The organism is Pseudarthrobacter raffinosi, assembly GCF_023913835.1.
Taxonomy (GTDB): Bacteria; Actinomycetota; Actinomycetes; order Actinomycetales; family Micrococcaceae; genus Arthrobacter; species Arthrobacter raffinosi.
Window position 1 is genome coordinate 209,458 of record NZ_JAMXBG010000005.1, and the last position, 19,080, is coordinate 228,537.

The following is a 19,080-nucleotide window of genomic DNA, read 5'->3' on the forward strand; positions in this document are numbered from 1 at the left end:
CTCCTAAAGGAAGTGATAGAGCGTTTGAGTATTTCCTGCAGGAAGTGAGAGAGCGTCCCTACTTGGCCTGGCCCAGGAAGTCCTGGAGCCGGGCGACGCCGGTGGCGAGGTCATCGTCGCCCAGGGCGTAGGAGAGCCGCAGGTAGCCTGAAGGGCCGAACGCCTCACCCGGTACCACGGCAACTTCAACCTCATCCAGGATCAAAGCAGCCAGTTCGGCGGAGGTCGACGGCGTTGCGGTGCCTGCCGCCGTCGGGAATTCCTTCCCCAGCAGCGCACGGACGTCCGCGTAGACGTAGAACGCACCCTTCGGCGTCGGGCATTCAACACCGTCGATCGCGTTCAGGCCGGCAACGATCGCCTTGCGGCGGCGGTCAAATGCCACCTTCATCTCGTCGACGGCGGTCAGCGGTCCGGAGACCGCGGCGAGGGCTGCGATCTGCATGATGTTAGAAACGTTGGAGGTGGCGTGCGACTGCAGGTTGGTGGCTGCCTTGATGACGTCGGCCGGGCCGATCATCCAGCCGACGCGCCAGCCGGTCATCGCATAGGTCTTGGCGACGCCGTTGAGGATGACCACTTTGTCGCCCAGTTCCGGGGCTGCGGTGGCGATGGAGGTGAACGGGACGCCGTCGTACGTCAGGTGCTCGTAGATCTCGTCGGTGACCACCCAGAGCCCCTTGGCGGCGGCCCACTTGCCGATTTCGGCGACCTGCTCGGGGCTGTAGACGGAGCCGGTGGGGTTGGACGGCGAGACAAACAGCAGGATCTTGCTCTTGTCCGTCACCGCGGCCTCAAGCTGCTCAACGGTGACCAGGTAGTCCTGCTCAGGTCCGGCGAACACCTCAACGGGGACACCGCCGGCGAGCCTGATGGCCTCCGGGTAGGTGGTCCAGAACGGCGTGGGGACAATCACTTCGTCGCCCGGATCCAACAGCGTGGCGAAGGTGTTGTACACGGCCTGCTTGCCGCCGTTCGTCACCAGCACCCGGGACGGATCCACGGCGTAGCCGGAGTCGCGGAGAGTCTTCTCGGCGATGGCTTTTTTGAGCTCCGGCAGGCCGGCGGCGGGGGAGTAGCGGTGGTACTTGGGCTGGCCGGCGGCCTCAATCGACGCCTTGACGATGTAGTCCGGGGTGGGGAAGTCCGGTTCCCCTGCCCCGAAGCCAATAACGGGCCGGCCAGCTGCCTTCAGCGCCTTGGCCTTGGCATCAACGGCCAGGGTTGCGGATTCGGCAATAGCGGAAATGCGCTTGGAAACGCGGGCGGCAGACATGGCAGGGTCCGTTCTTCGCTTGCAGCCCGGAGGCTGAATGGTGGAATTCGACGTGGTCTACTCTATGCTGTTCAGCGGATCGTTCGGGCTGCCGGCGTGGATGTGACTGCAGGTCAAGTCACCCACCAGGGCGGATTGGACGGTCCGGAATGAGGCTGGTTCGACGTAGACGAAGTTGTTGCGTAGACTGGTTCTCCGGTGTTGAAAACACGGATGATGACGTGCGCCCCAGTGCAAACTGCGGAAGTTTGTCAGGATGCTGTTTTCGATCCATAGGGTAGTGGCGCAATTGGTAGCGCAGCGGTCTCCAAAACCGCAGGTTGCAGGTTCGAGTCCTGTCTGCCCTGCGCAAGCTGTTCCGGCGGAATGCCGGAGCAAGCGCAGCAACCATGGTTCTGATCAGAACCGGGTAATCCAACATTGCAAAGATGAGCGAGGACCAGGTGACCGAAACAGCTGCCAGCAGCTCCAAGGGCCGCCCAGCTAAGAAGGACGCCAAGGCAAACTTCTTCGCTCGTATTGCACTCTTCATTCGCCAGGTCATCGGCGAACTGAAGAAGGTTGTTGCACCAACCCGCAAGGAACTGATCAACTACACGCTCGTGGTGCTGGTGTTCGTGGCCATCATGATGGTGATCGTCAGCCTGCTGGACATCGGTTTTGGAACCGCGGTCAGCTGGGTCTTCGGCGGGATAGCTCCCGGGGACCGCTAAGGCATATCGTCCGCAGGCCGCGTGGCCTTGTCCGGGTAAACCGGAAGAATCCACGCGGTGTGCGGAATTGAGCCATTTAAATAGGCATGTTAGGCAATGAGGAAGCAGGAGACCAAGTGTCTGAGCAGGAGCTCGAGGTAACCGAGACTGAGCTGGAAGAGTCCACGGACAACACGGCGGCCCCCACGGCTGAAGCCGGTGAAGAGTCCGAGGTTGAGTCCGCTGCGCCCGAATCCGCCGACGCCGATTCCGCCGACGATTCAGACGATTCAGAGGGTGCCGATTCAGAGGGTGACGCCGTAGAAGGCGAACCTGCTGAGGGCGACTCGGAGGGCGACGACGCTGATGCAGACGCCCTGGCAGCCGCGGCCGCCAAGGCCGAGGTTGACCCCGCCGACGAATTCAAAGCCAAGCTGCGCCGCCAGGAGGGTGACTGGTACGTCATCCACTCCTACGCCGGCTACGAAAACCGCGTCAAGGCCAACCTTGAGACCCGCATCCAGACCCTGGACATGGAAGATTACATCTTCGAAATCCAGGTGCCCATGGAAGAGGTCGTTGAGATCAAGAACGCTCAGCGCAAGGTCATCAACCGCGTCCGGATCCCCGGCTACGTCCTGGTCCGCATGGACCTGACGGATGCCTCCTGGGGCGCCGTCCGCCACACTCCCGGTGTTACCGGCTTCGTGGGCAACGCCCACAACCCGGTGCCGCTGCGCCTCGACGAAGTCTTCTCCATGCTCGCGCCGGTCTTCGAAGAAGAGCAGGCCGAAAAGGGCAAGCCCGTCAAGCACGCTGCCGCCCAGATCGACGTCGACTTCGAGGTCGGCGAATCGGTCATCGTCAAGGAAGGTCCGTTCGAGACCCTCCCCGCCACGATCTCCGAGATCAAGGTGGAATCCCAGACCCTCGTGGTGCTCGTGTCGATCTTCGAACGCGAAACCCCGGTCACGCTGGCATTCAACCAGGTCAGCAAGATCTAGTTACCCGCACAGAATTCGTTCCGGACTGCCCGCTTAGCAGCCCCGGAACGGCCGGTCGCCTCGCCATGGCGGCCAACAACCTGAGGCACGCTCCTGTGTCCCAGGAAGATATTGAGAGAAGGACCTTACATTGGCTCCCAAGAAGAAGGTCACCGGCCTCATCAAGCTGCAGATCCAGGCAGGCGCCGCTAACCCGGCCCCGCCGATCGGTCCTGCGCTTGGCCAGCACGGTGTCAACATCATGGAATTCTGCAAGGCGTACAACGCTGCCACAGAAGCCCAGCGCGGAAACGTTATCCCCGTGGAAATCACGGTCTACGAAGACCGTTCCTTCACGTTCATCACCAAGACCCCGCCGGCTGCAGAGCTCATCAAGAAGGCTGCAGGCGTTGCCAAGGGTTCACCCACCCCGCACACCGTCAAGGTTGCCAAGCTGACCCAGGCCCAGGTCAACGAGATCGCCACCACCAAGATGGAAGATCTCAACGCCACCAGCCTCGAAGGCGCAGCGAAGATCATCGCCGGTACCGCCCGCTCCATGGGTATCACCGTAGAGGGCTAATAGCCTTCACCGTCGGGAAACCGGCACCACTGCCGGACAACCGGCACAAACCGTAATGCCGCAGGGTCCTCCCAGGATCCTCGGCTGTGGCAGGGCCCAGCGCGGTCCGCAGACCACAACTGCACAAGGAGAAATAAGCAGCATGGCAAAGCGCAGCAAAGCATATGAGGCAGCAGCCGCCAAGATCGACGCGGAGAACTTCTACGCGCCGTTCGAGGCAGTAACGCTCGCCAAGGACACCAACCCGTCCAAGTTCGACGCCACCGTTGAGGTTGCCTTCCGCCTGGGCGTTGACCCTCGCAAAGCTGACCAGATGGTCCGCGGCACCGTTATCCTGCCCCACGGCACCGGTAAGGTCTCCCGCGTCCTGGTCTTCGCAACGGGCGACAAGGCTGAGGCAGCAATCGCTGCCGGCGCCGACTTTGTTGGTTCCGATGACCTGATCGAAAAGATCGCAGCCGGCTGGACCGACTTCGATGCAGCCGTAGCCACCCCTGACCTCATGGGCAAGGTTGGCCGTCTTGGTAAGGTCCTGGGTCCCCGTAACCTGATGCCGAACCCGAAGACCGGCACCGTGACCGCAGACGTGGCCAAGGCTGTCAACGACATCAAGGGTGGCAAGATCGACTTCCGCGTCGACAAGCACTCGAACCTGCACTTCATCATCGGAAAGGTTTCCTTCGACGCCATCAAGCTGGCCGAGAACTACGCAGCAGCACTGGAAGAGGTGCTTCGTTTGAAGCCGTCCGCTTCCAAGGGCCGGTACATCCAGAAGGCCACCGTGGCCACCACGTTCGGTCCCGGCATCTCCGTCGACCCCAACGTCACGAAGGTCCTGACCGAGGTCTAGTCCTCAACAGCACTTCGGCCGGCTTATCCCGGCACACCTAAGGACCGTCCGGCACTGCGCCGGACGGTCCTTTTGCTTACCCAAGGACCCTGGACCAAACGGCCTCCGCCTGCCCTCGACCAAACCCAACGGATGGTTAGGATGGGGCATGACCGGTCAGCAGCTGATGATCACCGCAGGGGCCATTCCTTCAGCGCTCGACGCCGGGACAGACCACAGTGCCGGCGGCACCGGCGGCGTGATGGACTTCTTCGAGTGCCACGCCCTGCGCGAGAAGCATGAACTGGAGAAATGGGGTGACCTGGACCGCTGCCCCACGGCCATGGAGAGCCTGGAATACTGGCGCGGCAATGAGTATGAGGAACGCCGCCTTTTCGTAGCACGGCTGGGCCAGGAAACCGTGGGTACCTGCTCCGTAACCCTGCCCCTGCGTGAGAACACGTCCACGGCAGGGATCATGGTGGACGTGGCGGCAGCCTTCCGGCGGCGGGGTTGGGGCCGCCGGCTGCTGGAGCACGCCGAGGCGGTGGCCGCGGACAGCGCCGCACTTCCTTGGATGCGTACTGTGAGCTGCCCGCCGGGCCGGTGGAGAACGCGGCCCGGTTGATCCCCGCCAAATCCGGCGCGGTCGGGCTCCCCGCAGATGATCCTGCCGTGGCCTTTGCAGCCGGTGCGGGCTACGAACTTGAGCAGGTGGAGAGGTCTAGCCGGCTAACGCTGCCGGTCCCGGCGAACCAGCTGGACACGCTGGAGATGGAGGCGTGTTCACGGGCAACCGGCTACGTCCTGGTGGGCTGGTCTGATACGTGTCCTGACGAACTCCTGGCTGAATGCGCAGTTCTCAAGAACCGGATGAGCAAGGATGTCCCCATTGCCGGACTGGACTGGGAAGCCGGGGACTGGGACCCTGCCAGGCACCGCGGGAAGAGGCTGGGATTGCTGATCAAGGCCGCGAACCTTCGAGCCGCCCAGCATCGATGGCCGGCGGCGCGGTCGGTGCTGACATGGAACGCAGTGGAAAACCGGCATATGCTGGCGATAAATAATTTGCTTGGATTCAAACCTGCTGGTTATGAGGGCGAATGGCAGAAACGGCTGGGATGACGCACCTTATGGCAGAAGACGTACGGATAGAGCAGCTGTGGATCCCGGACACCCTGGACGCACCTGACGCGGTGGATTTCCTGGCTGCCGTGGAGGTGGGCCGCAAGGTACGGATGCAGACCTGGGGCAGCGACGACCTCGCGTACACGCCGCTGGAGAAGCTCCTGGAGCTGGCCGATCCCTATGAGCGCCAGGTCATCCTGGTGGCCAAGGCCGGAGAACAGATCATCGGCACGGTGGACATTGCCCTGCCGCTGACCGACAACCTGGACATGGCGGAGTTCACCCTGGACATCCTGCCGGAATTCCAGCGCCAGGGAGTGGGCCGCAAGCTGCTCCTCGCGGCTGAACACCTGGCGCGCAGCGAGGGCCGCACGCTGATCCTCGTTGACACCAACCATCCCGGCGCGTCCCTGCACGAGTTCGAGACGGCCCAGCTGGTGCCGGGTTCAGGCCAGGGCTTTGTGCCGTTGGACAGCCGAGAAGTCGAATTCGCGCGCCGGACGGGCTACACGCTTCAGCACATCGAACAGTTCAGCTCCTGTGCACTGCCGCTGGACACCAAACTCGTGGCCGATCTCCAGGCCGAGGCGGATGAAGCCAACAACGCGCGGTACCGGCTCCATCACTGGACGGACCGTTGCCCGGATGAGTGGCTGGAAGCCGTGGCCGTGCTTGAGAACCAGGCGGGCGCCGACGTCGATCCTTCCCTTGAGACTCCCGTTGAGCAGGACATGGTGTTCGACGGCGGCATCCTCCGCGAGGCCGAAGAGGTCACCATCGCGCAGGGGCGGCGGACGGTGGTCACCGCCGTCGAGCATCTGGCCACCGGGGCCCTGGTGGGCCTGACCACCATCAGTGTCCTGGCCCACCGGCCCGATGTGGTGTTCCAGGACGACACCCTGGTCCTGCATGAGCACCGCGGGAACAAGCTGGGGCTGCTGATCAAGGTGGCCAACATGGAGCGGCTCACCGAGCAGTTCCCCGATGCCCGTGTCATCTACACCTGGAACGCCCCCGAGAACAGGTACTTGCTGACTGTCAACCAGCAGCTCGGCTTCACCACCGCCGGCGTGACCGGCATCTGGCAGAAGGAACTTCCGTACCTGGGGACCAGCAAGAGCTAAGGCCGATTTGGTGGTCCGGCTGGCCGTCCCGTAAGCTTGAACTACCAAAGACCGTCGGTTGTTGGAAATCCATTCTCCTGAACGCAGCTCAACTCTGCAGTTGCGTGCGGGAGATCAAATGTATTTCTGGACGAAGGACCCTGAACATAGGGCGGCCGGCGCAGGTGAACGAAGCAACGCTCCACAGTGAAAGCCGTGTTGAGCCAAGCCCCGTGCATCTGCGCGGGGCGTTTTTTAGTTTTAGCTCATCTGAGCGGGGACCGTCGCATACCGGCACTATCCCCGGAAGGAGGGTTATGGCAACGCCTACAAAGGTTTCAGCAGTAGCTGAGATCACTAACGATTTCAAGGAATCGAACGCCGCTGTCCTGACCGAATACCGCGGGCTCACCGTTGCACAGCTCAAGCAGCTGCGTGTTTCTCTCGGCCAGGACACCAAGTTCTCGGTCGTCAAGAACACCCTGACCGCCATTGCAGCCAAGGAAGCTGGTGTCGAAGCATTCAACGACCAGCTCTCCGGCCCCACTGCAATCGCGTTCATCAAGGGTGACGCAGTTGCCGCTGCCAAGAGCCTGACGGATTTTGCCAAGGCCAACAAGCAGCTGGTTATCAAGACCGGTTACTTCGAGGGCAAGGCACTGAACGCGAGCGAAGTCGCTGCCCTGGCAGCACTCGAGTCCCGCGAGCTGCAGCTCGCCAAGGTTGCAGGCATCCTCAAGGCTCCTGCTGCCGCCGCTGCACGCACCATTGACGCACTGCGCCTCAAGCTCGAAGAAGCGAACGGTTCACCGGCAGTTGCCGAGGCTCCCGCCGCGGAAGAAGCTCCGGCCGCAGACGAAGCCCCCGAAGCAGCTGCAGAGGCTCCCGCCGAAGCGCCCGCTGCCGAAGAGAACTAGTTTCTCTTCACCCACCAGACTCCGGTGTGAAGGCAATGGCCCAGGCCGCCAAGCACCACCTATAGGAAGGACGCCACACCATGGCGAAGCTCACCAACGAAGAGCTCATTGAAGCTTTCAAGGAACTGACCATCATCGAGCTCTCCGAGTTCGTCAAGCTCTTCGAAGAGACCTTCGAAGTTACTGCAGCTGCAGTTGCTGTTGCTGGCCCCGCCGGTGGCGGCGCAGCTGAAGAAGCTGAAGAGCAGACTGAATTCGACGTTATCCTCGAATCAGCTGGCGAAAAGAAGATCGCAGTGATCAAGGAAGTTCGCGCAATCACTTCCCTGGGTCTGAAGGAAGCTAAGGACGTTGTTGACAGCGCCCCCAAGGCTGTCCTCGAAGGCGTCACCAAGGAAGCTGCCGAAAAGGCAGTGGAACAGCTCCAGGCTGCCGGCGCAACCGTTACCCTCAAGTAACTCACGCCGCTTCACGGAAAACCCCGTCCACTTCGGTGGGCGGGGTTTTCCTGCATTTAACCCAAGTAGGTCGCACTAACTGTCGTTATGAGCGCTCAAAACGACAGTTAGTGCGACCTACTTGCGTGTGGTGCCTAGTTCGGTTCGGAGATATCGGCGACGACGGCGCCCAGTGCTGCGGTGAGCGCATCGGCGTCCACAAACGCGCTGTAGCCGTGTTCGCCGGCGCCCATGGAGATCCGGCGGCCGGCGATGGTGGCGTCCGCGTACACCGGCCAGGCGGTGGTGCTGCCGAGCGGGGTGATGGTCCCGCGTTCATAGCCGGTCGCACCAAGCGCCACGTCCGCGGGCGGCAACGAGAGCTTGTTGACGCCCACCAGGGTCCGCAGTTTTGGCCAGGAGATCTGCCGGTCACCCGGAATCAGCGCGAACAGGAACGTCCCGTCCTTGTGCTTGACCACCAGGGACTTCACGATGTCCGCGGGCGTGATGCCCAGAATCCCGGCAGCCTCCTCGAGGCTCCGCGCGGCCAGCCGCTCCACCAGCTGCACGTCCAAGCCGCGCGCGGCGGCGTCGGCAAGGAAGCGCTGACGTCCGACGGCGGCGCCCGCGTTGTGGACCTGCCCCACCATCAGTTCCTGCCCACCATTATTCCGTGCCCGCCATCAGTCCCGGTACAGCAGGAGCGCTTCGCCCTGACCGCCGCCGCCGCACAGGGAGACCGCGGCCCTGCCGCTGCCCCGCCGTTTGAGTTCATGGGCCGCGTGCAGCGCCAACCGCGCACCGGACGCCCCGATCGGGTGGCCCAGGGCAATGGCGCCCCCGTGGATGTTGCACTTCTCCAGCGGGTAGTCCAGGTCTTTCAGCGACTGCACCGCGACCGAACCGAACGCTTCGTTAATTTCGATGAAGTCAAGGTCGGCGGTGCTCCATTCCGCCCGCTGCAGTGCGTTCATGATGGCGTGGGACGGCTGCGAATGCAGGGAATTGTCCGGACCGGCAACCTGTCCGGGCTTTCCCACCACAGCCAGGTATTCCAGGCCGTTCTCCTCCGCGAATCGGCGCGATGCCAGCACCAGTGCGGAGGCGCCGTCGGACAGGGGAGAGGAGTTGCCGGCGGTGATGGTTCCGTCGCTGACAAAGGCGGCCCGGAGCCCGGCCAAGGACTCGATGGACGTGTTGGGCCGTACCCCTTCATCCGTGGAGACGACGATGGGATCTCCCTTGCGCTGCTTGACGCTGATGGGTGCGATCTCGTCGTCGAAGACGCCGTTCTTCGCCGCCAGCGCCGCACGCTGGTGCGAGTGGGCGGCCACGTTGTCCTGCGAGGTCCGGTCAATGCCCAGGGTCAGGTTCTTGGTTTCGGTGGACAGGCCCATGGACTGGCCGTCGAACGCATCCGTGAGGCCGTCGTGCGCCGCAACATCCAGCGCCTGGATGGCGCCATAGGTCCAGCCCTGGCGGGAACCCGGCAGCAGGTGAGGCGCACGGGTCATGGATTCCTGGCCGCCGGCCACGACGACGGTGGCGTCGCCGCTGCGGATCATCCTGGCGGCGTCGATCACCGCGGTCAGCCCGGACAGGCACACCTTGTTGATGGTGACGGTCGGAACGTTCCAGCCGATTCCCGCTCCGATGGCGCTCTGGCGTGCGGGGTTCTGCCCGGCGCCGGCCTGCAGTACCTGGCCCATGATGACGGCGTCCACCTGGCCGGCGTCCACGCCGCTCGCTGCAATCGCGGACCTGATCGCGTGCGCTCCCAGTTCGACGGCGGTGAAGCTCGCCAACTGCCCGTTGAGCCGGCCCTGCGGGGTGCGCGCACCGGCCAGGATGACCACGTCAGTGTTGTCGTTGGAGTTGCCCATTGTGATCTCTTCCGCTCTGAATCGATGTACTTCCAAGGCTACCGTGAGGCATGTCACCTATTTATCCAAACGCCGCAGGGGTGCCGATGATTCCAATCCTGCCGGCCGTGGCCACCAGGGGAGAACTACCCATCCGCCGGTTGTGCGCGAGGTCGCGGTGGTGCGTAGGGTGGACGGCGAAGACGAAAGCAACAGAGCGACGCAAGAACATCAGAGCAACGCAAAACAGGGAGCAGCAGCATCTTGAAGAAAATCCTCGCCGCGGCAGCCATGGCCAGCCTCGCCGGACTCACCGCCTGCAGCGTTGCCACTCCTGCGCCGGACAGCACTTCATCCACAGCAGCCCCCACTGCGTCCACGTCGGCACCTTCCACCGCATCGCCGTCGCGCTCTTCCATTCCGTCAGCAGCGCCCCAGGCCGGCGGTGTTAAGGGAGCCTGCGAGACGTTCAACTCGCTCTACGCCGACTACAAGGCCATCCAGGACGATTCCAACGCCTACGAGGACATCTACTTTGCCGCCCAGGACGCCAAGGACACGGTGTCGGGGAACCTGGTGGGACTGTTTACCTCGCTCAGCGTCCTCGCGCTTGACCACTCCACGGCCGCGAAAAGCGGCGGCGATCCCGAGCAGACTTCCAAGGATGGTGTGCGTGATGCTGTCTTCGCAAACGCCCAGGCCTGCACGGCTGAGGACGTTACGCTGCGGCTCTGATGCCGCTTCCGGTATCAAGAAATCAGTGCTTGCAATAAGTCCGGTTGTGGGGTAGACACGTAATTGGTTTTGCCGTATCGTAGATATTTGCGTCTTCCCTGTTTACCTTCAGCCTTCATATAGCGGTGGGCTTTGCCTGGCAGCTGACCATCAACGTGCCGTCAACAACGTCATTGTATGGAAAGCCCCGGCCCGGGTCATATAGCGGAACCGGATGGTAGCACTGCGGAGTCATTCCGCAGGGTGCACAGCGGGGGAGATCTGAAAACGCCTGAAGGTCTGTGGAAGGATCCCTCTTGGTCGCCTCGAGCACCTCTAATAACGAAACCGCTAACACCGCCGACAGCACTGATGGTGCCACTCGCCGGCTCTCATTCGCAAAGATTCACGAACCGCTGGACGTTCCGAATCTCCTTGCCCTGCAGACGGACAGCTTCGACTGGCTGGTCGGAAACGAACGCTGGCAGGCGCGCGTAGCGAAGGCCGTCGAAGAAAACGATCTCAGCGTCGCCACCTCGTCCGGACTGTCGGACATCTTTGAAGAGATCTCCCCGATCGAGGACTTCCAGGGCACCATGTCCCTGAGCTTCTCCGATCCGGAGTTCGCTGACCCGAAGTACACCATGGCCGAGTGCAAGGACCGGGACGCAACGTACTCGGCACCGCTGTACGTCAAGGCCGAGTTCATGAACAACAACACGGGCGAAATCAAGCAGCAGACCGTGTTCATGGGCGACTTCCCCCTCATGACGGAGAAGGGCACCTTCGTCGTCAACGGCACCGAGCGTGTGGTCGTCTCCCAGCTGGTCCGTTCACCGGGCGCCTACTTTGAGCGCACCGCCGACAAGACCAGTGACAAGGACATCTTCACTGCCAAGATCATCCCGTCCCGCGGTGCATGGTTTGAACTCGAAATCGACAAGCGCGACCAGGTCGGCGTTCGCCTCGACCGCAAGCGCAAGCAGTCCGTCACCGTTCTGCTGAAGGCCCTCGGCTGGACCGAAGGCCAGATCCTCGAAGAGTTCGGCCAGTACGACTCCATGCGTGCAACGCTGGAGAAGGACGCCACCGAGACCCGCGAAGACGCGTTGCTGGACATCTACCGGAAGCTGCGACCGGGCGAGCCGCCCACAGTCGAGGCTGCCCAGTCACTCCTGGACAACCTGTACTTCAACTCCAAGCGCTACGATCTGGCCAAGGTTGGCCGTTACAAGATCAACCGCAAGCTTGGCATCGACCGCTCCCTTGGCGACAAGGAAGCTTCTGTCCTGCACGTTGAAGACATCGTGGCCATGATCAAGTTCCTGGTTGCCCTGCACGCCGGCGAGAAGACCCTCACCGGCAAGCGCGACGGCCAGGACCACGAGCTGCGCGTTGAGATCGATGACATCGACCACTTCGGCAACCGTCGTATCCGCGCCGTCGGCGAGCTCATCGAGAACCAGGTCCGCACCGGCCTGTCCCGTATGGAGCGCGTTGTCCGCGAGCGGATGACCACCCAGGACGTCGAGGCCATCACGCCGCAGACACTGATCAACATCCGCCCTGTTGTTGCAGCCATCAAGGAGTTCTTCGGAACTTCCCAGCTGTCACAGTTCATGGACCAGAACAACCCGCTGTCGGGTCTGACCCACAAGCGCCGTCTGTCCGCGCTTGGCCCGGGTGGTCTGTCCCGTGACCGCGCAGGCATGGAAGTTCGAGACGTTCACCCGTCCCACTACGGACGTATGTGCCCCATCGAAACCCCTGAAGGCCCGAACATTGGTCTGATCGGTTCGCTGGCATCCTACGGCCGCATCAACCCGTTCGGCTTCATCGAGACTCCTTACCGTCTCGTCGCTGAAGGCGTTGTCTCCGACGAGGTCCAGTACCTCACGGCCGACGACGAGGCAGAGGTCCTGATCGCCCAGGCCAACGCTCCGCTGGATGAGAACAAGAAGTTCGCCGAAGAGACCGTCCTGGTCCGCGCCCGTGGTGGTGGAGGCGAGCCTGTGCTCGTTCCCGCCGGCGAGGTCGAGTTCATGGACGTTTCCCCGCGCCAGATGGTGTCCGTGGCTACCGCCCTGATCCCGTTCCTCGAGCATGACGATGCTAACCGCGCACTCATGGGTGCCAACATGCAGCGCCAGGCCGTGCCGCTGGTCCGTTCCGAGGCCCCGTTCGTGGGTACCGGCATGGAGCGCGCCGCAGCCGTCGACGCCGGTGATGTCACCATTGCGAAGAAGGCCGGTGTGGTTACCGAGGTCTCCGCTGAGCTCGTCATTATGCTCAACGACGACGGTACGGAAACCAACTACCGCATCAACAAGTTCGCACGCTCCAACCAGGGCAACTGCTACAACAATCGTGTCCTGGTGAACGAAGGCCAGCGCCTCGAGGTCGGCGGCATCATCGCCGACGGTCCGGCAACGGACCAGGGCGAACTCGCCCTCGGTAAGAACCTGCTCGTGGCATTCATGTCATGGGAAGGCCACAACTTCGAGGACGCCATCATCCTCTCGCAGCGCATTGTTGCCGAGGACGTTCTTTCCTCCATCCACATCGAGGAGCACGAGATCGATGCCCGCGACACCAAGCTTGGTGCCGAGGAAATCACCCGTGACATCCCCAACGTGTCCGAGGAAGTCCTGGCAGGCCTGGACGAGCGCGGTATCATCCACATCGGTGCCGAAGTTGAAGCCGGCGACATCCTGGTCGGAAAGGTCACCCCGAAGGGTGAAACCGAACTGACCCCGGAAGAACGCCTGCTGCGTGCCATCTTCGGTGAAAAGTCCCGCGAAGTGCGCGACACCTCCCTGAAGGTTCCGCACGGCGAGTCCGGCACCGTCATCGGCGTCCGCGTCTTCGACCGCGACAACGACGACGAACTGCCCCCGGGCGTGAACCAGCTGGTGCGCGTCTACGTGGCCGCCAAGCGCAAGATCACCGACGGCGACAAGCTCGCCGGCCGTCACGGCAACAAGGGCGTTATCTCCAAGATCCTCCCGATCGAGGACATGCCCTTCCTCGCCGACGGTACCCCCGTTGATATTGTCCTGAACCCGCTGGGTGTTCCGGGCCGTATGAACGTCGGCCAGGTGCTGGAAACGCACCTCGGCTGGGTTGCCAAGACCGGTTGGAAGATCGAAGGCGAGCCCGAGTGGATGAAGCAGCTGCCGAACCTGCCGCGCGAGAGTGGCCAGACCACTGTTGCAACGCCGGTGTTCGATGGCGCCCGTGAAGAGGAAATCACGGGTCTGCTGGACTCCACCAACGTCACCCGCGACGGCGACCGCCTGATCAACTCCTCAGGCAAGACCCGCCTCTTCGACGGCCGCTCCGGCGAGCCGTTCCCGGATCCGATCTCGGTCGGCTACATGTACATCCTGAAGCTCCACCACCTGGTGGACGACAAGATCCACGCCCGCTCCACTGGCCCGTACTCCATGATCACGCAGCAGCCGCTGGGTGGTAAGGCACAGTTCGGTGGCCAGCGCTTCGGTGAGATGGAAGTGTGGGCGCTGGAAGCTTATGGCGCCGCGTACACGCTCCAGGAACTCCTCACCATCAAGTCGGATGATATCCACGGTCGTGTCAAGGTCTACGAAGCAATCGTCAAGGGCGAGAACATCCCCGAGCCGGGCGTTCCTGAGTCCTTCAAGGTCTTGATCAAGGAAATGCAGTCGCTGTGCCTGAACGTGGAAGTACTCTCCACGGACGGAACCACAATTGAAATGCGTGACTCTGATGACGCAGTCTTCACGGCTGCGGAAGAACTGGGCATCGATCTGTCTCGTGCAGAGCCCAGTTCCGTAGAAGAGGTTTAGCAGGTTGATGTCCGGGGAAAAGCAAGCGGCCCCGCCGCGCTGCCTTTTCCCCGGCATCACCTCCCTCTTCCCGTAACCAAGACTTCAGAATTTAGAGAACAAGAGAGAACAGGGACCATATGTCCAGCGAATCCTCCTTCGGCCTCATGCAGATCGGCCTCGCCACCGCGGATGACATCCGTGGCTGGTCTTACGGCGAGGTTAAGAAGCCGGAAACCATCAACTACCGCACGCTCAAGCCCGAGAAGGACGGCCTCTTCTGCGAGAAGATCTTCGGCCCTTCCCGCGACTGGGAATGCTACTGCGGTAAGTACAAGCGCGTGCGCTTCAAGGGCATTATCTGCGAGCGGTGTGGCGTTGAAGTCACCCGTGCGAAGGTCCGCCGTGAGCGCATGGGCCACATCGAGCTGGCCGCCCCGGTCACGCACATCTGGTACTTCAAGGGTGTTCCGTCCCGCTTGGGCTACCTCCTTGACTTGGCACCGAAGGACCTCGAAAAGGTCATCTACTTCGCTGCCTACATGATCACCAGCGTCGACGCCGACAGCCGCCACGAGGAACTGCCCAACCTGCAGGTTGAGCACGACATCGAGAAGAAGCAGCTGATCGACAACCGCGACTCCGACATCGCCACGATCGCCCGTGACCTCGAAAACGAGATCGCGCGCCTCGAAGGTGAAGGTGCCAAGGCTGCCGACAAGAAGAAGGCCCGCGACTCCGCGGACCGTCAGATGGCCAACGTGCGTAAGCGTGCCGACGCCGAGATCGAGCGGCTCGAGCAGGTCTGGGACCGTTTCAAGAACCTGAAGGTCGCAGACCTCGAAGGCGACGAAGGCCTCTACCGCGAGCTGCGCGACCGCTACGGCATGTACTTCGAAGGCTCCATGGGTGCCGAAGCGATCAAGAAGCGTCTTGAGAACTTCGACATGCAGGCCGAGTCTGACCTGCTGCGCGACATCATCGCCAACGGCAAGGGCCAGCGCAAGACCCGCGCCCTGAAGCGCCTGAAGGTGGTCAACGCGTTCCTGACCACCAACAACAGCCCGCTCGGCATGGTGTTGGACGCCGTCCCGGTGATCCCGCCGGAACTGCGCCCGATGGTCCAGCTGGACGGTGGCCGCTTCGCGACCTCCGACCTCAACGACCTCTACCGTCGTGTGATCAACCGCAACAACCGCCTCAAGCGCCTGCTTGACCTCGGTGCCCCGGAGATCATCGTCAACAACGAGAAGCGCATGCTTCAGGAAGCTGTTGACAGCCTCTTCGACAACGGCCGTCGCGGCCGTCCGGTCACCGGTCCTGGCAACCGTCCGCTGAAGTCCCTGAGCGACATGCTCAAGGGCAAGCAGGGCCGTTTCCGCCAGAACCTCCTCGGCAAGCGCGTTGACTACTCCGGCCGTTCGGTCATCGTCGTCGGCCCGCAGCTGAAGCTGCACCAGTGTGGTCTGCCCAAGCAGATGGCACTGGAGCTCTTCAAGCCGTTCGTGATGAAGCGCCTGGTTGACCTCAACCACGCACAGAACATCAAGTCGGCCAAGCGCATGGTTGAGCGTTACCGTCCGCAGGTCTGGGACGTGCTGGAAGAGATCATCACCGAACACCCGGTGCTGCTCAACCGTGCACCCACCCTGCACCGCCTTGGCATCCAGGCTTTCGAACCGCAGCTTGTTGAAGGTAAGGCAATCCAGCTCCACCCGCTGGTTTGTGGCGCCTTCAACGCTGACTTCGACGGCGACCAGATGGCAGTCCACCTGCCGCTGAGCCCCGAGGCCCAGGCCGAGGCACGCATCCTGATGCTGTCCTCGAACAACATCCTGAAGCCGTCCGACGGCCGCCCGGTCACCCTGCCTTCGCAGGATATGATCATCGGCCTCTACCACCTGACCACCAAGCGTGTTGGTTCAGCTGGCGAAGGCCGCGTCTTCTCCTCGGTTGCCGAAGCCATCATGGCCTACGACCTCCGCGAGCTGCACTTGAACTCGCAGGTCAGGATCCGTCTTGAAGGCTTCGTTCCGTACCAGGGCTGGGAAGCTCCGGAAGGCTGGGAGGCCGGCCAGCCGGTTATCGTCCAGACCTCCCTGGGCCAGGTCATCTTCAATGAGACCCTGCCGGCCGATTACCCGTGGGTTGAGAACGTTGCGGACAAGGGCGAACTGTCCACGATCGTCAACGACCTCGCCGAGCGCTACCCGAAGGTGGTCACGGCGGCAACGCTGGACAACCTGAAGGATGCCGGTTTCTACTGGGCCACCCGGTCCGGTGTCACCGTCGCCATCTCGGACATCGAGGTACCCAAGGACAAGCCGAAGATCCTGGCCGGTTACGAAATCATGGCTGCCAAGATCCAGGGCCAGTACGACAAGGGCCTGATCGACGACGACGAGCGTCGCCAGGAACTGATCGAGATCTGGAACAAGGCAACGAACGAGATCGCCCAGGTGATGCGTGACAACCTGTCGCCGATGAACACCATCAACCGTATGGTGTCCTCCGGTGCACGTGGTAACTGGATGCAGGTCCGTCAGATCGCGGGTATCCGTGGCCTGGTGGCCAACCCTAAGGGTGAAATCATCCCGCGTCCCATCAAGTCCTCCTACCGCGAGGGCCTGTCGGTGCTGGAATACTTCATCGCCACGCACGGTGCCCGTAAGGGTCTGGCTGACACCGCACTGCGTACCGCCAACTCGGGTTACCTGACCCGTCGTCTGGTGGACGTGTCGCAGGACGTCATCGTCCGCGAAGAGGACTGCGGCACCGAGCGCGGCCTGGTCACGCCAATCGCCGTGCCGGACGCCAACGGCGAGCTGGTCCTGGACGAGAACGTCGAGAACAGCGCCTACGCTCGTACGCTCGCTGTTGACGTTGTGGACTCCAAGGGCAATGTCCTTGCAGCCGGCGGCACCGACTGCGGCGACGTCGTTATCGCTGAGCTGTTCGCAGCCGGCATCACCGAGGTCAAGGTCCGCTCCGTACTCACCTGTGAGTCCAGCGTCGGCACCTGCGCCCTGTGCTACGGCCGTTCGCTGGCCACCGGCAAGACCGTGGACATCGGCGAGGCCGTGGGCATCATCGCCGCACAGTCCATCGGTGAGCCCGGTACCCAGCTGACCATGCGTACGTTCCACACCGGTGGTGCTGTTTCCGCCACCGGTGGAGAGGACATCACCCAGGGTCTGCCGCGTATCCAGGAGCTCTTCGAAGCCCGTACTCCGAAGGGTGTCGCACCGATTGCTGAAGCAGCCGGCCGCATCGCCATCGAAGAGTCCGAGCGCCAGATGCGCCTGGTCATCACTCCGGATGACGGCTCTGAAGAGATCGCCTACCCGGTCCTGCGCCGTTCACGCCTCCTCATCGAGGATGGCGAGCACGTCACAGTAGGCCAGAAGCTCATCAACGGTCCGGTGGATCCCAAGCAGGTTCTGCGCATCATGGGTCCCCGTGCCGCGCAGAAGTTCCTGGTGGACGAGGTCCAGGGCGTGTACCGCAGCCAGGGCATCGGTATCCACGACAAGCACGTCGAGGTTATCGTCCGCCAGATGCTGCGCCGCGTCACGGTCATCGAGTCCGGCGAATCGGATCTGCTGCCCGGCGAGCTCGCCGAGCGCAGCCGCTTCGAGGAGGCCAACCGCCGCGTTGTGTCCGAGGGCAAGACTCCGGCTTCCGGACGTCCTGAGCTCATGGGCATCACCAAGGCGTCCCTGGCCACCGAGTCCTGGCTGTCCGCAGCTTCCTTCCAGGAGACCACCCGCGTCCTGACGCAGGCGGCCATGGAAGGCAAGAGCGATCCGCTGCTCGGCCTCAAGGAGAACGTCATCATCGGTAAGCTGATCCCGGCGGGCACGGGTCTCCCGCGCTACACCGAGGTCACCGTGGAGCCCACTGAGGAAGCGAAGGCCAACCTGTTCACCGGCCCCAGCGCGTTCAGTGACTTCTCGTACGACTCCCTGGGCGGCGACGGAGCTCCTGAGTTCCACGCCATCCCGCTGGATGACTACGATCTCGGCAACGATTTCCGCTAGTCGATTGCGTTGAAAGGCCCCGCCTCCACTCTGTGGCGGCGGGGCCTTTCGTCTACGCCCGATTAAGGGCCCGGTTCCAGCCGTGCTAAACTTTGTGTAATTGTTCTGTGTGGCAGTGGATGAAGGCCGCCGCAGCATCATTTTGGTTTTGTTCTCATGATGCTGGGTGGAGCTTGTTTCCGGGTTGCGGGTAAGGTGCGCAACGAATGCCACGCTTTTGCACGCCTACGCATGTTCCAGAGGCCGCAGCTGCAGGAACAACGCCAAAACCATTGTGCTCAGGCTGGCGCCTGAGTGTGAAGGTAGAGATCAAACCAACGGAGAACACGAGAGTGCCTACGATTAACCAGCTGGTCCGCAAGGGCCGCACGCCTAAGGTCAAAAAGACCAAGGCTCCCGCGCTTAACGGCAGCCCGATGCGCCGCGGTGTTTGCACCCGCGTTTACACCACCACCCCCAAGAAGCCGAACTCGGCTCTTCGTAAGGTTGCACGTGTGCGCCTCAACGGTGGCGTTGAAGTTACCGCTTACATCCCCGGTGTAGGCCACAACCTGCAGGAGCACTCCATTGTGCTCGTTCGCGGCGGTCGCGTGAAGGACCTCCCGGGTGTCCGCTACAAGATCGTCCGTGGCGCCCTCGATACCCAGGGTGTGAAGAACCGTAAGCAGGCACGCAGCCGCTACGGCGCAAAGATGGAGAAGAAGTAA

The 19,080-nt window shown here is 62.5% G+C and carries 16 protein-coding genes and 1 tRNA gene; 14 read left to right on the plus strand and 3 right to left on the minus strand.

Going from position 1 to position 19,080, the window contains the following annotated elements:
- Positions 1–58: 58 nt before the first annotated feature.
- On the minus strand, positions 59–1,276 hold the full coding sequence (locus tag NG697_RS07245) for a pyridoxal phosphate-dependent aminotransferase (RefSeq protein WP_252598417.1): 1,218 nt from the start codon (positions 1,274–1,276) through the stop codon (positions 59–61).
- A gap of 274 nt (positions 1,277–1,550) precedes the next feature.
- Between NG697_RS07245 and NG697_RS07250 the strand changes: the two genes are divergently transcribed.
- From NG697_RS07250 to rplL, 10 genes are all read left to right on the plus strand, one after another.
- A tRNA-Trp gene (locus tag NG697_RS07250) sits at positions 1,551–1,623 on the plus strand.
- Between the two features lie 81 nt (positions 1,624–1,704).
- Complete coding sequence (gene secE / locus NG697_RS07255; RefSeq protein ID WP_056344431.1) at positions 1,705–1,989, plus strand: preprotein translocase subunit SecE; 285 nt, start codon at positions 1,705–1,707, stop codon at positions 1,987–1,989.
- Between the two features lie 116 nt (positions 1,990–2,105).
- The gene (gene nusG / locus NG697_RS07260) at positions 2,106–2,972 is read left to right on the plus strand and encodes a transcription termination/antitermination protein NusG (RefSeq protein WP_252608577.1); all 867 of its coding nucleotides are present in this window, start codon (positions 2,106–2,108) and stop codon (positions 2,970–2,972) included.
- A gap of 130 nt (positions 2,973–3,102) precedes the next feature.
- Positions 3,103–3,534 (plus strand): 50S ribosomal protein L11, encoded by a 432-nt coding sequence (rplK, locus tag NG697_RS07265; protein ID WP_024365990.1) that lies wholly within the window; start codon positions 3,103–3,105, stop codon positions 3,532–3,534.
- A gap of 142 nt (positions 3,535–3,676) precedes the next feature.
- Entirely contained in the window at positions 3,677–4,384 is a 708-nt protein-coding gene (rplA, locus tag NG697_RS07270) for a 50S ribosomal protein L1 (protein ID WP_058931708.1), read from the plus strand.
- A 148-nt stretch (positions 4,385–4,532) separates the two neighbouring features.
- Positions 4,533–4,991, plus strand: coding sequence for a GNAT family N-acetyltransferase (locus NG697_RS07275; RefSeq protein ID WP_252613907.1), 459 nt, complete (start codon positions 4,533–4,535; stop codon positions 4,989–4,991).
- A 47-nt stretch (positions 4,992–5,038) separates the two neighbouring features.
- Positions 5,039–5,488 carry a hypothetical protein gene (locus tag NG697_RS07280; RefSeq protein ID WP_252613909.1) on the plus strand — a complete coding sequence of 150 codons (450 nt, stop codon included), beginning with the start codon at positions 5,039–5,041 and terminating at the stop codon, positions 5,486–5,488.
- 8 nt (positions 5,489–5,496) lie between these two features.
- Entirely contained in the window at positions 5,497–6,615 is a 1,119-nt protein-coding gene (locus NG697_RS07285; RefSeq protein WP_252613911.1) for a GNAT family N-acetyltransferase, read from the plus strand.
- A 296-nt stretch (positions 6,616–6,911) separates the two neighbouring features.
- Positions 6,912–7,511 carry a 50S ribosomal protein L10 gene (rplJ, locus tag NG697_RS07290; RefSeq protein WP_252598412.1) on the plus strand — a complete coding sequence of 200 codons (600 nt, stop codon included), beginning with the start codon at positions 6,912–6,914 and terminating at the stop codon, positions 7,509–7,511.
- Between the two features lie 80 nt (positions 7,512–7,591).
- Positions 7,592–7,969 carry a 50S ribosomal protein L7/L12 gene (gene rplL, locus NG697_RS07295; protein ID WP_056344416.1) on the plus strand — a complete coding sequence of 126 codons (378 nt, stop codon included), beginning with the start codon at positions 7,592–7,594 and terminating at the stop codon, positions 7,967–7,969.
- 134 nt (positions 7,970–8,103) lie between these two features.
- Here rplL and NG697_RS07300 read toward each other — a convergent pair whose 3' ends face one another.
- On the minus strand, positions 8,104–8,601 hold the full coding sequence (locus tag NG697_RS07300; RefSeq protein WP_252598411.1) for an aminoacyl-tRNA deacylase: 498 nt from the start codon (positions 8,599–8,601) through the stop codon (positions 8,104–8,106).
- 33 nt (positions 8,602–8,634) lie between these two features.
- Positions 8,635–9,834 carry an acetyl-CoA C-acetyltransferase gene (locus NG697_RS07305; protein WP_252608589.1) on the minus strand — a complete coding sequence of 400 codons (1,200 nt, stop codon included), beginning with the start codon at positions 9,832–9,834 and terminating at the stop codon, positions 8,635–8,637.
- Between the two features lie 243 nt (positions 9,835–10,077).
- On the opposite strand from NG697_RS07305, the gene NG697_RS07310 reads away from it, so the two are divergent.
- From NG697_RS07310 to rpsL, 4 genes are all read left to right on the plus strand, one after another.
- Positions 10,078–10,548: a hypothetical protein gene (locus NG697_RS07310; RefSeq protein ID WP_252598409.1), complete on the plus strand. Its 471-nt coding sequence runs from the start codon at positions 10,078–10,080 to the stop codon at positions 10,546–10,548.
- A gap of 296 nt (positions 10,549–10,844) precedes the next feature.
- Entirely contained in the window at positions 10,845–14,354 is a 3,510-nt protein-coding gene (gene rpoB / locus NG697_RS07315; protein WP_058931713.1) for a DNA-directed RNA polymerase subunit beta, read from the plus strand.
- 119 nt (positions 14,355–14,473) lie between these two features.
- The gene (locus tag NG697_RS07320) at positions 14,474–18,373 is read left to right on the plus strand and encodes a DNA-directed RNA polymerase subunit beta' (protein WP_252613912.1); all 3,900 of its coding nucleotides are present in this window, start codon (positions 14,474–14,476) and stop codon (positions 18,371–18,373) included.
- Positions 18,374–18,705: 332 nt separating this feature from the next.
- Positions 18,706–19,080 (plus strand): 30S ribosomal protein S12, encoded by a 375-nt coding sequence (rpsL, locus tag NG697_RS07325; RefSeq protein WP_011692814.1) that lies wholly within the window; start codon positions 18,706–18,708, stop codon positions 19,078–19,080.

Bases quoted from the DNA above. Each gene is read 5' to 3' on its own strand.
- NG697_RS07245 (WP_252598417.1), bottom strand. From the start codon at position 1,276: ATGTCTGCCGCCCGCGTTTCCAAGCGCATTTCCGCTATTGCCGAATCC.
- secE (WP_056344431.1), top strand. From the start codon at position 1,705: ATGAGCGAGGACCAGGTGACCGAAACAGCTGCCAGCAGCTCCAAGGGC.
- rplA (WP_058931708.1), top strand. From the start codon at position 3,677: ATGGCAAAGCGCAGCAAAGCATATGAGGCAGCAGCCGCCAAGATCGAC.
- NG697_RS07275 (WP_252613907.1), top strand. From the start codon at position 4,533: ATGACCGGTCAGCAGCTGATGATCACCGCAGGGGCCATTCCTTCAGCG.
- NG697_RS07285 (WP_252613911.1), top strand. From the start codon at position 5,497: ATGGCAGAAGACGTACGGATAGAGCAGCTGTGGATCCCGGACACCCTG.
- rplJ (WP_252598412.1), top strand. From the start codon at position 6,912: ATGGCAACGCCTACAAAGGTTTCAGCAGTAGCTGAGATCACTAACGAT.
- rplL (WP_056344416.1), top strand. From the start codon at position 7,592: ATGGCGAAGCTCACCAACGAAGAGCTCATTGAAGCTTTCAAGGAACTG.
- NG697_RS07300 (WP_252598411.1), bottom strand. From the start codon at position 8,601: ATGGTGGGGCAGGTCCACAACGCGGGCGCCGCCGTCGGACGTCAGCGC.
- NG697_RS07305 (WP_252608589.1), bottom strand. From the start codon at position 9,834: ATGGGCAACTCCAACGACAACACTGACGTGGTCATCCTGGCCGGTGCG.
- NG697_RS07320 (WP_252613912.1), top strand. From the start codon at position 14,474: ATGTCCAGCGAATCCTCCTTCGGCCTCATGCAGATCGGCCTCGCCACC.